Source organism: Streptomyces sp. NBC_00984, assembly GCF_045162475.1.
Classification (GTDB): Bacteria; Actinomycetota; Actinomycetes; order Streptomycetales; family Streptomycetaceae; genus Streptomyces.
Genome location: NZ_CP108734.1, coordinates 419,687 through 434,163 on the forward strand (window position 1 = coordinate 419,687; position 14,477 = coordinate 434,163).

Below are 14,477 nucleotides of genomic sequence, written 5' to 3' on the forward strand. Positions count from 1 at the left end.
GGGTGAACGGGCGAATCGCTTTTCCAACGCCAGGAATACGGGCCGGCGACGGGTAGTTGATGATGCGCGAGACCACATCACGTACCGCAGGCGCCATGGGAAGGTCGGATCCATGAAGATCGGCATCATCGGAGCGGGCAACATCGGCGGAAACCTCACCCGGCGCCTCACCGCGCTGGGCCACGACGTCTCCGTCGCCAATTCGCGCGGCCCCCAGACGCTCTCCGCGCTCGCCGACGAAACCGGAGCCACCGCGGTCACCGCCGCTGAAGCGGCTCGGGGAGCCCAGGTCGTCGTCGTCACCGTCCCCCTCAAGGCCGTCCCCGATCTGCCCGCCGGGCTGATCGACGGTGCCGCGGACGCGGTCGCGGTCATCGACACGGGCAACTACTATCCGCAACAGCGCGACGGCCGTATCGCCGCGATCGAGGACGGCAAGCCCGAGAGCCGGTGGACCGAGGAGCAGATCGGTCATCCGGTGATCAAGGCGTTCAACGGGACGTATGCGCAGGACATCCTCTCCAACGGCCTTCCCCAGGGCAGCCCCGGCCGTCAGGCGTTGCCGGTGGCCGGCGACGACGCGGCGGCCAAGCAGGTCGTGCGCGAGCTCATCGACGAGCTGGGTTTCGACACCGTGGACGCGGGAGGCCTCGACGAGTCCTGGCGTCAGCAGCCCGGCACGCCTGTTTACGGTCATCAGGGCGACGCGGAGGCAATCGTCAAGGCGCTCGCCGAAGCGTCCCCCGAGCGCACGGCCGAGTGGCGCGCCTGACGTCCCCGATGCCGGGGACGGTCGGGTTCGTACCCGTCGCCCCCGGCGCGCCCCACACCGACGAGCGCCGCGCAGCGGCTGTACGTCAGCCAGCCGGCCCTGTCCTATGCGTTGAAGAGTCTTGAGTCCGAACTGGGTGTGCGGCTCTTCGACCGGCACGCCGGGGGTGTCTCCGCGACCGCCGCCGGGCGCGACATCATTGCGAGGCTCTGCTCACGGTCCGTCAGTCCGAGCGGGTGGCCGCCGCCGCGGAACGGCACCGGCGCGGGGAGACGGGCGTGCTGCGGGTGGGCTTCGAGGCGAACGGTGCGGGTGAACCCACCACCCGCGCACGGGCCGAGTTCGCACGACGCCACCCAGGCGTGCGAGTGGTGCATACGGAACCACGCGTCGTGGGGCTGCCGTCCGGGCACGCGCTCGCGGGCCGCGACGAGATTTCCGTACTCGACGTGGGCGACGAGCCGCTGATGTTGACCGAGCGTGCGCCTCGTGCATGGGTGGACTGGCGGGCGGTCAACCCTCGCCCGGACGGATCGAGTCCCCGATGGGGGCCGACCAACGACAATGCCGAGGAGATGCTGGAGCAGGTGGCCGAGGGCTCCGCCATCTGTTTCGCACCGATGACCATGGCCAGGTACTACGCCCGTCCGGATCTCTCCTGGGTGCCGCTGACCGACGTCGAGCCCCTGCGGACCGTGCTCGCCTGGGTAGACGGCACGGACAACAACCTGGTGCGGGGGTTCGCGCGCGTGGTACGTGAACTGGCGGCCGGGGCCCGGACCGGGTCCGGGCCCGACGACCGGACCGGTACTACCGGTCGTCTTCCGGACGGGCCGGAAGGCTGTCCATGAACGAGCTGACGGAGAAGACGGCGCGTCCGGGTCCGGGCGGCCCGTAGCCGGGGGGCGAGCTGAGGCCGTACTCCTCCATGGTCGCGCGATAGGCGTCCAGCAGGCGAATGTGGTATTCGAGCGGCGCCCCGTCCGGGTTGGTCTTCCCGAGCGGGGTGGTGGGCTCCGGGCACCAGGTGGTGAACCGCGGGGTGATGCCGTGCGACATGAAGAACCGCAGGCCCTCGGTGGTCGAGGCGATGGCTTCGTCCACCGTGGTGAAGCCGAAGGGCTCGGCCATCTCCACGCCCGCCACGAAGTTGGGGATGACGTTGCGGGCGCCGAAGACCTCGGCGGAGTCCAGGATGCGGCGGTGCCATTCGTCGCGGCCCACGTAGCGCTCCTTACCCGGGCAGTAGAGCTCGAACAGCCGGCGGTCCCACACCTCGTAGTTGGGGTGGTAGATCTGCACGCCGTAGTCGTGGAACCGCTGTACGTCGGCCTTGGGCAGGGCCTGGGCGACGACCTTGCCGATCCAGCGGCCGGGGAACCGCTCCTCGATGGCCTTGGCGTACTGCCCGTAGAAATCGGCCTCGTCGCGGCCTCCGATGTGGGAGGTGATGGCCCCGCCGGTGAGGGTGTAGGCGGTGGATGTCTTCGCCGTGTCGTACTTGTCGATGATGGCGAGCGCCTCCAGGACCTCCTCGACCGGCTTCACCCCGGTGTACGGGCGTCCCGCCGCCTTGTGCTGGCGCCAGTTGTGGTTGATGTCGCAGTACTGGCACTCCTCCTTCGCCCCGAAGTACTGGCAGACCCGGAAGACCGTCAGGTAGACGAGGTATCCCCACTGGATGGTGGGCGCCACCTCCATCACGGACTTGCCGTTCTCCAGCGTGTGCCGGTAGTAGTCCGGCATGGGCGGCAGACCCACGTCGGAGATCCGCCGGCCGTCGAGATACAACCCGAGCACACCGTCGGCGTCGGCCGCGACACGGTACGGGGACGCGGGGTTGACCCGCACCGACACGACGGTCCTGCGCAGGTCGTACGGACCGCCGGTGAGGACGATCTCCTCCGGCGGACGGCGGAGTGCGGCCGCGCCCAGCTCGGGAAGGGTGCCGTGGTCGAACGAGAAGATGAAGTAGGACTTCGGCTTGACGTCACCGTCCTCGTTGTCGCTGAGCGCGGACTCGTCGAACGCCACGCCGCCGCGCAGCAGATCCTCCTTGATGACGGCTTCCCGGGGCACGTGCGGGAACTGCTCCATGAGGCGCTCGACCAGACGGGTGCGGTTCCCGTGGGTGCGACTCGGTTCGGTGCGGCTGCGGTCGGTACTGCTGGGCATGTGCGGGACTCCTCGGTCCGGTCGTCTGCGGCGTTCCGGGTACGCCACACTGTGCAACGAACCGGACACATCCGCAGTGCCCCGACCCACCGGCCGATTCGTCCCGGTGCGGCGCGGTTGGTCCGTGGCCGCCAGTGGTGCGGTCCGGGCCGTGGGTCGGTGGCCGCCTCGGGGCCGGGATTCACCGGTTCCAGTGCGTGGGGCGGCCGAGTGATGGCGGGAGCTTCGTCGCCGCGTCGCCGCGGGCCGCGTTGAGCTGGGCCTGCGTGAGGAAGAGGCTTCCGGTGAGGTCGGCGCCGGACAGGTCCGCGTCCCGGAAGTCTGCGCCGATCAGGTCGGCCAGGCGCAGATCGGCACCGGTGAGGTCCGCTGCGATCAGATAGGCGCCGCGCAGATCGGCGCCCCGCAGATCGGCACCCTTGAGCCTGGCTCCGATGAGGTCGGCGCCGCGGTGGTCACGCTTCTTCCTGCGCGGCGCCGTCGCCCGTACCAGTTCGCTGGTACGGAGCAGCAGTTCGGCCACGACGTCGCGGTGCCCGGCCACGTCCAGTTCCGAGAACGCATCCGCCGGGAGGTGGGTGAGGCGCTCCGTCTCGTCGAGGGTGCGCCGGATCTCCGCGCGGAGGGGCCGCGCCGGTTCCAGGGACAGCGCTTCCGTGAGGTACCAGAGGAGTTCATGGAGCTGCCGCACGACCGGGAACACCTGGAACATCTGCCGGGCCGTCTGCGGGGCCCTGCGCCAGTCCTGTCCGTCGAAGATCTCGCCGGAAACCTTCTGGCCCGCTCCGAAGCAGTCGTACACGGTGCAGCCGGGGAAGCCCTGTGTCCGCAGTTCGGTGTGGATGCCGCAGCGGAAGTCCTCCTGGAGGTTCCGGCAGGGCTTCCCGGCGTCCTTGTCGATCGCGAAGTCCGCGGACCGTGTCAGGGTCAGCGCCACGCAGCAAAGACCGAAACAGTTCGCGCAGTCGGCGCGCAGCGCGGCACGATCGGTGCGGTCGTGGCCGGGGCCTTGGACATTGTCGGGCACGGTGCGTAGGTCCTCTGGGTACGGAGCTGTCGGACGGTCGACCTTATCGGGATCCGTCACCTGTTCGCGTCAATTTCATGACCGCCGGATCAGAGGGGGCCGATCCGGCCCGAGCCCTGCGCGCGATGATGGTGGGTAGTACATCTTTGTAGGAGGTGGCCACAGCCGTGGCGAACGCAGCAGTCGACGACATCCCTGCCCGCCGGGTACTCACCGATCCGACCGGCCTCGCGCGGTATCAGCACGACGAGGCCGAGTGGGCCCCGTACGGAACGCCGCTGGCCGTGGTGCGTCCGCAGAACACCGAAGAGGTCCGGGATGTGGTCCGGCACTGCCTGGCCCACCGCATCCCGCTGGTTCCGCGCGGCGCGGGCACCGGCCTGTCGGGAGGTGCGAACGCCGTGAACGGGGCGATCGTCCTGTCCTTCGAGGACATGAACCGCATCGTCCGCATCGACAGGGCGGAGCGGCTGGCCGTCGTCCAGCCGGGAGTGGTCAACGACGATCTCCGGGCGGCGGGCGCGGAGCACGGGCTCTGGTACCCACCGGATCCGGCGAGTTCGCCCTGGTCGACGATCGGCGGGAACGTCGCGACCAACGCCGGGGGCATGTGCTGCGTCAAGTACGGCGTGACGCGCGACTACGTCCTCGGCCTCGAAGTGGTCAACGGGCTCGGTGAGGTCGTCTCGCTCGGCCGGCGAACCGCGAAGGGCGTTGCGGGGTACGACCTGGCCGGCCTGATGGTCGGGTCCGAGGGCACCCTCGGCGTGATCACGGAGATCACGGTGCGGCTGCGTCCGGCACGGCCGCAGGAACGGACCGTGGCCGGGTACTTCTCCTCGGTGGTCGCCGCGGGTGAGGCGGTGAGCGCCGTGACCGCTTCGGGGGTGATCCCCTCGGCGCTCGAACTGGTCGACCGTCACTGCCTGGCCGCTGTCGACGCCTGGAAGAAGATGGGGCTCACCGCCGACGCGGACGTGGTGCTGCTCGGCCGGGTCGACACGCCGGGCGCGGAGGGCGACGCCGAGGCCGAACTGGTGCGGGAGTGCTTCGAGCGGGCGGGAGCCACCTGGGCCGCGGTCTCCACGGACCAGCAGGAGGCCGATGCACTGTTCCAGGCGCGTCGGCTTGCCTACCCGGCGCTGGAGCGCCTCGGTCCGGTCCTGACCGAGGACGTGTGCGTGCCGCGGACCGCGGTGCCCGAGATGCTGGCCCGGATCGAGAAAACCGCGGCCCGGCACGACATTCTGGTGGCCAGCATCGCTCATGCCGGGGACGGGAACCTGCACCCGCTCATCATCACCACGCCCGGCGACGAAGCCGCGCGCGCCCGCGCCCAGTTGGCCTTCGAGGACATCCTCGACGATGCCATCGCCCTGGGTGGCACGGTGACGGGCGAGCACGGGGTGGGACTGCTGAAGATGCGCGGGATGAACAAGGAGCTGGGTTCCGCGGTGCTGGGCATGCATCACGCGGTGAAGGCGGCGCTGGACCCGCACGGCATCCTCAACCCGGGCAAGGTGCTCGGCGGGGGCGGTCCGACGCTCACCGGTGGAGGGGTCGCTCCGCAGATGTGACCCGGGGGACCGGGCGCAGCGGCATCGGCCAGGAGTACGGTCGGCGCCCCGCGCCCGAGCCGCTGTCAGTGGCACGGCGCACACTGGCAGCAGTACGGCAGGGGCGAAGGGGGACACTGATGGACACCGAGCACGAGACCGGGTTCGAACCGGCCACCGGGGACGGCCCGTCGGCTCCGGTGCCGGACGGAAAGCGCTCCGCTTCCGTGCGGACGACGTTCGAGGGGATGCTGCAGATCCGCCGGCTGACGAACACCGGACACGCCGACCCGCAGGGCCTACCCGCCCCGTGGGAGACACACCGGCCGGTTCGGGCGGTCGCCATCGCGTTGGAGGCATCGGGCCTGACCGCCTCGGCCGTCGACGGAGCGGGCCTGCGCACGGCGACCGGATACCGCTTGCAGCAGGGTGAGACACCGGGCGGTGTACGTGTCGAGTGGCTCGGGCCGCCCGGCAGCGGAGCCGCCCGTGCGGAGGAGGCCGAGCTGGCCCGGTGCGCGGCCGTGCTGCGGGAGTTGGGCTGGACGGTGTTGCAGTACCGCGGAGCGCGTCGTCGAAGATTCCTGGAGGTCGAACCACCGGCCGGCGCGCGAGGGCCGAACGACGGGTAGCGGGCGCCCACCCGCCGCCGTCGGCGGGCGTTGTCAGACCCATGGGGGATGCTGGTGGGTCCGACACCTCTGACCGGGAGATGCTGAGATGCGCAATGACGAACTCGCCGCGGCCCAGGCGTACGTCCGACTGCTGGAGGCCACTCGTGCCGCGCTCACGGAGCCGGAGGACGGCCCCTTGTACGTGCCGTTGCTCGCCTCGCCGATCGCCGAGGCCGATGGTGCCCTGCGACGCGCCGGCCTCTGCGGCAACGAGTCCCGGTTCTTCGACCTCGTGAGCTCGCTGCAGCCGAGCATGTCCGGCGGCGGTCGCTGAGCGCACCTGCTGAACGGCACCGCGGGCGCAGGGTGCTCCACCGCCGGACGGGCGGGCCGAATCGGCTCGGCCGGCCCCGTCCGGCGTCCGGGAGTCGGCGTCCGGCGTCGCGCAATCGGCTTCGGGGCTCGGCGGTCTGCGATCTGAGGCGTGTGCCCCTCAGGCATCGCGGTCGTCGTCGCGGCCTCACGCCGTCTCTCTTCACCTCGGCGCCCCGATGCGCCACCATGCTCCGAACGGGTGGGCGGACCTGGCGACCGCTCGATGAATTGATTCAAGACAGCAAGAGAACCCGACCAGCTCCTTGACGAGAAGCTTGTGGCAAATCTAGCGTACGGTCCAGATGAAACGATTCACACATCCGAACGGTCACCGGTCACTGGATGACTCTGCTTGCGAGGTGTTCATGTCTGATGTGTCGGCCGTCAAGGCAGCTCTGAAGTCCCAGGTCATCGAGACGCCGTCATGGGGGTACGGGAACTCCGGGACACGATTCAAGGTGTTCGCGCAGCCGGGTGTGCCGCGCGATCCGTTCGAGAAACTGGAGGACGCGGCGCAGGTGCACGCGTTCACGGGCGTGGCACCGAAGGTGTCCTTGCACATTCCGTGGGACAAGGTCGAGGACTACGCCGCGCTCACCCGGCACGCCGAGAATCTCGGGCTGCGGATCGGTGCGATCAACTCCAACGTCTTCCAGGACGACGACTACAGGCTCGGCTCGGTCACCCATCCCGATCCGAAGGTGCGCCGCAAGGCCACCGACCATCTGCTGGAGTGCGTCGACATCATGGACGAGACCGGGTCTCCCGATCTCAAGCTCTGGTTCTCCGACGGCACGAACTACCCCGGGCAGGACGACATCACGGGCCGCCAGGACCGGCTGGCCGAGGCGCTGGCAGAGGTGTACGAGCGGCTGGGTGACGATCAGCGGATGCTGCTGGAGTACAAACTCTTCGAGCCCGCGTTCTACGCGACCGACGTGCCCGACTGGGGTACAGCGTACGCGCATTGCCAGGGTCTCGGTCCGAAGGCACAGGTGGTCGTGGACACCGGGCACCACGCGCCGGGCACCAACATCGAGTTCATCGTGGCCTTTCTGCTGCGCGCGGGAAAGCTCGGCGCGTTCGACTTCAACTCCCGGTTCTACGCGGACGACGATCTGATGGCCGGGGCGGCCGACCCGTTCCAGTTGTTCAGGATCATGCACGAGGTGGTCAGGAACGGCGGCCTGAAACCCGAGACGAACGTCAATTTCATGCTCGACCAGTGCCACAACATCGAAGCGAAGATCCCCGCCGTGATCCGGTCGGTCGCCAATGTGCAGGAAGCTACCGCCAAGGCGCTGCTGGTCGACATGGACGCACTGAGCGCCGCGCAGCAGTCCGGCGATGTGCTGGCCGCGAACGGCGCCCTGATGGATGCGTACAACACCGATGTGCGTCCGCTGCTGGCCGAGGTGCGTGAGGAACACGGCCTGGCCAGGGACCCGTTCGCCGCATATCTGGCCTCGGGCAACCAGGAGCGGATCGCCGCCGCCCGGGTGGGTGGCAAGCAGGCCGGCTGGGGCGCCTGAGCTCCGTCTCCTCCCCCGCACCTTCACCGACCGGTTCAGACGGACCCCCGACCACGAAGGAATCCCATGACCTCCGCGACGCACGCCGAAGTCGCCGCACTCCTGGAACGCGCCCACCGGATCGGCGCCGACGCCCGGAACACCAACTACGCCGGTGGCAACACATCGGTCAAGGCCACCGGCACCGACCCGGTCACCGGCGGCGACACCGAACTGCTGTGGGTCAAGGGTTCCGGTGGTGATCTCGGCACGCTCACCGAGGCCGGGCTCGCCGTGCTGCGCCTGGACCGGGTGCGCGCTCTCAAGGACGTGTACCCGGGGGTGGAGCGCGAGGACGAGATGGTCCAGGCGTTCGGCTACTGCCTGCACGGCAAGGGTGGTGCGGCGCCGTCCATCGACACGGCGATGCACGCCCTGGTCGAGGCCGCTCATGTCGACCATCTGCATCCGGACTCGGGAATCGCGCTGGCGTGCGCCGCCGACGGTGAGAAGCTGACCGCGGAGTGTTTCGGCGACAAGGTGGCCTGGGTGGGCTGGCGCAGGCCGGGGTTCCAGCTCGGTCTGGACATCGCCGCGGTCAAGGAGGCCAACCCGCGGGCCGTAGGGGTGATCCTCGGCGGCCATGGCATCACGGCCTGGGGCGAGACGTCCGAGGAGTGCGAGCACAACGCCCTCTGGATGATCCGTACCGCCGAGACCTTCCTCCAGGAGCGGGGCAGGGCTGAACCCTTCGGCCCCGCGTGGACGGACCGGGAACCCCTTCCCGAGAAGCGGCGCCGGGAGCGTGCGGCCGCGCTCGCCCCGCTGATCCGCGGTCTTGCCTCCACCGACCGCGCTCAGGTGGGCCACTTCACCGACACGGAGCCGGTGCTGGACTTCCTCGCCCGTACCGAACACCCGCGGCTCGCCGCTCTGGGCACCTCGTGCCCGGACCACTTCCTTCGTACGAAGGTCAGCCCGCTGGTGCTCGACCTGCCCGCGGATGCCCCGCTGGACGAGGCAGCGACACGACTGAAGGAGCTGCACGGGGAGTACCGGGAGGCGTATCGCGCGTACTACGAGCGTCATGCCTGCCCCGACTCCCCCGCGATGCGCGGCGCGGACCCGGCAATCGTGCTGGTGCCCGGGGTCGGCATGTTCTCCTTCGGCAAGGACAAGCAGACGGCCCGGGTCGCCGGGGAGTTCTATCTCAATGCCATCAATGTGATGCGTGGCGCCGAGGCCGTCTCCTCGTACGCACCGATCGAGGAGTCCGAGAAGTTCCGGATCGAGTACTGGGAGCTGGAGGAGGCCAAGCTGCGCCGGATGCCGCAGGCGAAGCCGCTGGCCACCCGGGTGGCGCTGGTCACGGGCGCGGGGTCCGGCATCGGCAAGGCCATCGCGCACCGGCTGGTCGCGGAGGGGGCGTGTGTCGTCGTCTCGGACATCGACGCGGAGAACGCCGCCTCGGTGGCACGGGAACTCGGCGGGTCCGACAAGGCTGTCGCCGTGACGGTCGACGTGACCCGTGAGGAGCAGATCGTCGACGCGTTCAGGGCCGGCGTGCTGGCGTTCGGCGGCGTGGATCTCGTCGTGAACAATGCCGGGATCTCCGTCTCGAAACCGCTGCTGGAGACGACGGCCCGGGACTGGGATCTTCAGCACGACATCATGGCGCGCGGCTCGTTCCTGGTCTCGCGCGAGGCCGCCCGGGTGATGAGGACGCAAAACCTCGGCGGCGACATCGTCTACATCACGTCGAAGAACGCGGTGTTCGCGGGTCCGAACAACATCGCCTACTCGGCCACCAAGGCCGATCAGGCCCACCAGGTGCGGCTGCTGGCTGCCGAGCTGGGCGAGCACGGTATCCGGGTCAACGGCATCAACCCCGATGGCGTGGTGCGTGGCTCGGGCATCTTCGCGGCCGGCTGGGGCGCCCAGCGTGCGGCGACGTACGGCATCGAGGAGGAGAAGCTCGGCGAGTTCTACGCCCAGCGGACCCTTCTCAAGCGCGAGGTGCTCCCGGAGCATGTGGCCAACGCCGTGTTCGCGCTGACCGGCGGGGACCTCACGCACACGACCGGACTTCACGTTCCCGTCGACGCCGGTGTGGCCGCGGCCTTCCTTCGATGACCGGATGAGATCTCCATGTCTGTGACGTCACGAAGCGAGGCGGCCTTCGCCGCCGTGGACCTCGGTGCCACCAGCGGCCGGGTGATCACCGGCCTGGCCGGGCCCGGCAGGCTCGAACTGAACGAGGTGCACCGATTCGCCAATACGCCGGTGCGGTTGCCGGACGGGCTGCGGTGGGACGTGCTCGCTCTGTACCAGGGGATGCTGGACGGTCTACGTATGGCTGCGCGCAGCGGTCCGATCGCCTCGATCGGTATCGATACGTGGGCGGTCGACTACGGTCTTCTCGATGCGGACGGGGCACTGCTCGGGCTGCCGTTCCACTACCGGGACAGCCGGAACGCAAAGGCCACCGAGCAGGTGCTGGCCGTGTGCGGGGCGCAGGAGCTGTATGCCGTCAGCGGGTTGCAGCATCTGCCCTTCAACACGGTGTTCCAGCTTGCCGCTCACCGTACGAGTGGCCAGTGGGGTGCGGCACGGACGATGCTGCTGATCCCCGATCTGCTGACGTACTGGCTGACCGGCACGGTGGGGGCGGAGATCACCAATGCGTCGACGACCGGTCTGTTCGACGCGTCGGCCGGCGGCTGGTCCGATGCGCTGATCGGCCGACTGGGTCTGGCGCGTTCCTGGTTCCCCCCGTTGCGTGAGCCGGGTGATCCGGCGGGGACGCTGCTGCCGCATGTCGCGGAGTACACGGGTCTGCCGGCCAGGACACCGGTGACGGCCGTCGCCTCGCACGACACGGCGTCGGCGGTCGCGGCGGTGCCCGCGACCGAGCCCGGGTTCGCTTATGTGTCCTGCGGTACGTGGTCGTTGGCCGGACTTGAGCTGCCGGATCCGGTACTGACGGAGGAGTCCCGCGCGGCGAACTTCACCAATGAGCGCGGGGTGGACGGCACGGTCCGCCATCTCCGCAACATCATGGGGATGTGGCTGCTGGAGGAGTGCCGGCGGACCTGGGACCGGCGGGGCGAGGATCCGGGCCTGGCCGCACTGCTCGCAGAGGCGGCCCGCGCCCAGCCGTTCGCGGCGGTGATCGATCCCGACGACGAGGCGTTCCTCGCGCCGGGCGACATGCCGTCGCGCATCGACGCCCATCTCCTGGGGACCGGGCAGGTACCGCCCGACAGTGCCGGCGGCTATGTCCGGTGTGTACTGGAGAGCCTGGCGCTGGCCCACCGCAGGACGTTGCGGGAGGCAGCCGGCCTTGCGGGGCGGGAGCTGACCCGGATCCATCTCGTCGGCGGAGGCGCGCGCAACGAGCTCTTGTGCCAGTGGACCGCGGATGCCACGGGGCTGCCCGTCACGGCCGGACCGGCCGAGGCGACCGCGCTCGGCAACATCCTGTTGCAGGCACGCGCCCAGGGACTGGTGGGCGACCTCGCGAACATGCGACAACTGGTGGCACGGACACAGGAATTGCGCCACTACACCCCGCAGGGGGACGGGCGGGCCTGGGACCTGGCCGCCGCGCGGCTGAAACGGGCGTGAGCCCATTCGGCCCCGCCCTCGGCCGGGAGCCGGGGCGCCCTCCAGGGAGGTCCGGGCCCTCGACGGAACCGAAGGAAGGAATCTCATGACTGATGTCTCGCCCAGCGTGCTCGACGGATTGCTCGCCCGCACCCCGCGCCGTCGTACCCGTGTCGGTCTGGTGTCCGGCGGACTCGGTGCGTACTGGCCGCAGTTCCCCGGTCTGCTCGACCGACTGCGGGAGTCGGCCCGCTTCGTGACCGGGCGGTTCGAGGAGATGGGCTGCGAGGTCGTCGACGCGGGTTTCATCTCCGATCCGCAGGAGGCGGCAAGGGCCGCGGAACGGCTGCGGGCGGCCGACTGCGACATCGTCGTGACGTTTCTGACGACGTATCTGACAGCCTCGATGGTGCTGCCGATCGCCCAGCGCGCACATGCTCCGGTGCTGGTCATCGACCTCCAGCCGACCGAAGCGATGGACCATCCGGACACCGACACGGGAAAGTGGCTGGCGTACTGCGGGCAGTGCCCGCTGCCGGAGGTCGCCAATGTGTTCCGGCGCGGGGGGATCCCGTTCCGTTCCGTCTCGGGCCATCTGCGCGACGAGAACGCCTGGAAGCGGATCCGCCGCTGGATCCGTGCCGCGCAGGTGCGTGGCGCGATGCGCCACGGCCGGCACGGTCTGATGGGCCACCTCTACCCCGGCATGCTCGACGTCTCCACCGACATGACGCTGGTCTCCACCCAGTTCGGCGGGCATGTCGAAGTCCTTGAATTCGACGACCTGCGGGTCCGGGTCGCCGCCGTGACGGACGAGGCGGCCGCCGAACGCGTCGCGCTCGCACGTACGGTCTTCACCCTCGACGAATCCGTCGACGAGGACGATCTCGCCTGGGCGGCACGGGTTTCGGTCGGACTGGACCGGCTCGTCGAGGACTTCGGACTCAACAGTCTCGCCTACTACCACCGCGGCCTGGAGGGCGAGATCCACGAGCGGCTCGGCGCCGGCATGATCCTCGGCGCGTCGCTGCTGACCGCACGTGGCATCCCGATGGCCGGTGAATACGAACTGCGCACCAGCCTCGCCATGCTGATCGCCGACACCATCGGCGCCGGTGGCTCCTTCACCGAACTCCAGGCCCTCAATTTCCGCGACCGGGTTGTCGAGATGGGCCACGACGGCCCCGCCCACCTGGCCATCAGCGCCAAAGACCCGCTGCTGCGCGGGCTGGGCGTCTACCACGGCAAGCGCGGCTGGGGCGTGAGTGTGGAGTTCGACGTCAGACACGGCCCGGTCACCACGTTCGGCATCGGTCAGGAGGCCGACGGCACCTTCACCTTCATCGCCTCCGAGGGCGAGGTCGTACCGGGGCCGCTGCTGGAGATCGGCAACACCACCTCCCGGGTCGACTTCGGCTTCGACCCCGGTGAGTGGACCGATGCCTGGGCCGCGACCGGCATCGGTCACCACTGGACGCTGTGCACCGGCCATCGTGCCAAGGACCTCAAGGCCGCCGCCGACCTGCTCGGCATCCCGTTCCGTACCGTCGACGGGCCGAACGACCTCTGATTTCCCGTAGGCGGTCTCCCCTCGCTCCGCCACGGTCCGGTTCGGCCCGTCGCAATCTGTCCTGGTTCGTCGCGGTCCGTCCCGTTCCTCTCAGGCCGTCACGCTGGGAGCGGCGGCCAGGCCGAGTTCGCGGTCGCCCAGCGAGGCGAAGTGGAGTGCCACGTCGGCCTCGGTGACCTCGGCGAGAGCCGCCGGGCTCCACTGCGGATCGCGGTCCTTGTCAATGATCTGGGCGCGCACACCTTCCACCAGGTCGGGCCGGGTGAAGGCGGTGCACGAAGTCCGGTACTCCTGGTCGAGCACCGCCTCCAGGCTGTCGAGCCCGCGTGCTCTGCGCAGAGCGGAGAGGGTCACCTTGAGCGCGGTCGGCGACTTGGTGAGGATGGTTTCGGCGGCCTGCTTGGCGGCCGGGACGCCGCTGCTGTCGAGCCGGTCGACGATCTCCTCGACCGAGTCCGCCCCGTAGCAGGAATCGATCCACTCACGGTGCGCGGCCAGTTCACCGTCCGGCGCGGGTGAGGCGTACCGCCGCACCGTCTGCTCGATCTCGGCAGCCGTACCGCAGCCGGCGAGGTCCGCGGTGAGTTCGGCGAGACGCTGCGAGGGTACGAAATGGTCGGCGAGACCGCACAGCAGCGCGTCACCCGCGCCGACCGCCTCCGCAGTGAGCGCCAGATGGGTGCCGAGCTCACCGGGCGCCGCACCGAGCAGATACGTGCCGCCGACGTCGGGGACGAATCCGATACCGGTCTCGGGCATGGCGACGCGCGAGCGTTCGGTGACGACACGGACGTCGCCGTGGGCCGAGACACCGACACCGCCGCCCATCACGATGCCGTCCATGATCGCGACGTAGGGCTTGGGGAATCGGGCGATGCGGGCATTGAGCCGGTATTCGTCGCGCCAGAAGTCCATCGATGTGCCGCCGCCGGCGCGGGCGTCCTCGTAGATGGACCGGATGTCGCCGCCCGCGCAGAGGCCGCGCTCGCCCGCCCCGGTGATCAGGACCGCGGCGACGGAGTCGTCGAGCTCGGCGTCGGCGAGCGCTGCGTCGATACGCACCGCCATGGTGTGGTTCAGAGCGTTCAGGGCGCCCGGACGGTTGAGGGTGATGTGCCGGACACGCCCCTCGGTGTGCAGCAGAACGGGATCTTCGCGATCTTCGTGGGTCATGAATGCGCTCCGGTCAGCCCCTGTGCCGTATCGACCGCCGATCGCGGACGATCTTCCGCTGCCATTCTCCGGGGCGGGGTCCGTGCCTGGGCTGCAGG

The 14,477-nt window shown here is 69.7% G+C and carries 12 protein-coding genes; 9 read left to right on the forward strand and 3 right to left on the reverse strand.

Annotation, left to right across the window (positions count from 1 at the left end):
- The first annotated feature begins 76 nt into the window (after positions 1 to 76).
- Both OG520_RS02030 and OG520_RS02035 read left to right on the forward strand, forming a co-directional pair.
- Positions 77 to 772 (forward strand): NADPH-dependent F420 reductase, encoded by a 696-nt coding sequence (locus OG520_RS02030; RefSeq protein ID WP_385551873.1) that lies wholly within the window; start codon positions 77 to 79, stop codon positions 770 to 772.
- Positions 773 to 1,008: 236 nt separating this feature from the next.
- Positions 1,009 to 1,623 (forward strand): LysR substrate-binding domain-containing protein, encoded by a 615-nt coding sequence (locus OG520_RS02035; protein WP_406011943.1) that lies wholly within the window; start codon positions 1,009 to 1,011, stop codon positions 1,621 to 1,623.
- Here OG520_RS02035 and OG520_RS02040 read toward each other — a convergent pair.
- Together OG520_RS02040 and OG520_RS02045 are read right to left on the reverse strand one after the other, a co-directional pair.
- Entirely contained in the window at positions 1,583 to 2,947 is a 1,365-nt protein-coding gene (locus OG520_RS02040) for a radical SAM protein (protein ID WP_406011944.1), read from the reverse strand. The genes OG520_RS02035 and OG520_RS02040 overlap by 41 nt on opposite strands.
- Positions 2,948 to 3,128: 181 nt before the next feature.
- Positions 3,129 to 3,974: a pentapeptide repeat-containing protein gene (locus OG520_RS02045; RefSeq protein ID WP_406011945.1), complete on the reverse strand. Its 846-nt coding sequence runs from the start codon at positions 3,972 to 3,974 to the stop codon at positions 3,129 to 3,131.
- A 167-nt stretch (positions 3,975 to 4,141) separates the two neighbouring features.
- Between OG520_RS02045 and OG520_RS02050 the strand changes: the two genes are divergently transcribed.
- The 7 genes from OG520_RS02050 to OG520_RS02080 all read left to right on the forward strand — a co-directional run bounded on the left by OG520_RS02050 (position 4,142) and on the right by OG520_RS02080 (position 13,206).
- A complete protein-coding gene (locus OG520_RS02050; protein ID WP_406011946.1) occupies positions 4,142 to 5,551 on the forward strand; it encodes an FAD-binding oxidoreductase in 1,410 nt (469 codons plus the stop codon).
- Positions 5,552 to 5,670: 119 nt separating this feature from the next.
- Positions 5,671 to 6,162 carry a hypothetical protein gene (locus OG520_RS02055; RefSeq protein ID WP_406011947.1) on the forward strand — a complete coding sequence of 164 codons (492 nt, stop codon included), beginning with the start codon at positions 5,671 to 5,673 and terminating at the stop codon, positions 6,160 to 6,162.
- Positions 6,163 to 6,250: 88 nt separating this feature from the next.
- The gene (locus OG520_RS02060) at positions 6,251 to 6,478 is read left to right on the forward strand and encodes a hypothetical protein (protein ID WP_266431056.1); all 228 of its coding nucleotides are present in this window, start codon (positions 6,251 to 6,253) and stop codon (positions 6,476 to 6,478) included.
- Between the two features lie 406 nt (positions 6,479 to 6,884).
- Positions 6,885 to 8,051 (forward strand): L-rhamnose isomerase, encoded by a 1,167-nt coding sequence (gene rhaI / locus OG520_RS02065; protein ID WP_406011948.1) that lies wholly within the window; start codon positions 6,885 to 6,887, stop codon positions 8,049 to 8,051.
- A gap of 66 nt (positions 8,052 to 8,117) precedes the next feature.
- The gene (locus OG520_RS02070) at positions 8,118 to 10,163 is read left to right on the forward strand and encodes a bifunctional aldolase/short-chain dehydrogenase (RefSeq protein WP_406011949.1); all 2,046 of its coding nucleotides are present in this window, start codon (positions 8,118 to 8,120) and stop codon (positions 10,161 to 10,163) included.
- A gap of 15 nt (positions 10,164 to 10,178) precedes the next feature.
- Positions 10,179 to 11,657 (forward strand): rhamnulokinase family protein, encoded by a 1,479-nt coding sequence (locus OG520_RS02075; RefSeq protein WP_406011950.1) that lies wholly within the window; start codon positions 10,179 to 10,181, stop codon positions 11,655 to 11,657.
- A gap of 85 nt (positions 11,658 to 11,742) precedes the next feature.
- Positions 11,743 to 13,206: an arabinose isomerase gene (locus OG520_RS02080; RefSeq protein WP_406011951.1), complete on the forward strand. Its 1,464-nt coding sequence runs from the start codon at positions 11,743 to 11,745 to the stop codon at positions 13,204 to 13,206.
- A 90-nt stretch (positions 13,207 to 13,296) separates the two neighbouring features.
- Here the strand turns inward: OG520_RS02080 and OG520_RS02085 are convergent, their stop codons facing one another.
- The gene (locus tag OG520_RS02085; protein WP_406011952.1) at positions 13,297 to 14,379 is read right to left on the reverse strand and encodes an enoyl-CoA hydratase/isomerase family protein; all 1,083 of its coding nucleotides are present in this window, start codon (positions 14,377 to 14,379) and stop codon (positions 13,297 to 13,299) included.
- Positions 14,380 to 14,477: the final 98 nt, after the last annotated feature.

Bases quoted from the DNA above. Each gene is read 5' to 3' on its own strand.
- OG520_RS02055 (WP_406011947.1), top strand. From the start codon at position 5,671: ATGGACACCGAGCACGAGACCGGGTTCGAACCGGCCACCGGGGACGGC.
- OG520_RS02070 (WP_406011949.1), top strand. From the start codon at position 8,118: ATGACCTCCGCGACGCACGCCGAAGTCGCCGCACTCCTGGAACGCGCC.
- OG520_RS02040 (WP_406011944.1), bottom strand. From the start codon at position 2,947: ATGCCCAGCAGTACCGACCGCAGCCGCACCGAACCGAGTCGCACCCAC.
- OG520_RS02080 (WP_406011951.1), top strand. From the start codon at position 11,743: ATGACTGATGTCTCGCCCAGCGTGCTCGACGGATTGCTCGCCCGCACC.
- OG520_RS02060 (WP_266431056.1), top strand. From the start codon at position 6,251: ATGCGCAATGACGAACTCGCCGCGGCCCAGGCGTACGTCCGACTGCTG.
- OG520_RS02085 (WP_406011952.1), bottom strand. From the start codon at position 14,379: ATGACCCACGAAGATCGCGAAGATCCCGTTCTGCTGCACACCGAGGGG.
- rhaI (WP_406011948.1), top strand. From the start codon at position 6,885: ATGTCTGATGTGTCGGCCGTCAAGGCAGCTCTGAAGTCCCAGGTCATC.
- OG520_RS02075 (WP_406011950.1), top strand. From the start codon at position 10,179: ATGTCTGTGACGTCACGAAGCGAGGCGGCCTTCGCCGCCGTGGACCTC.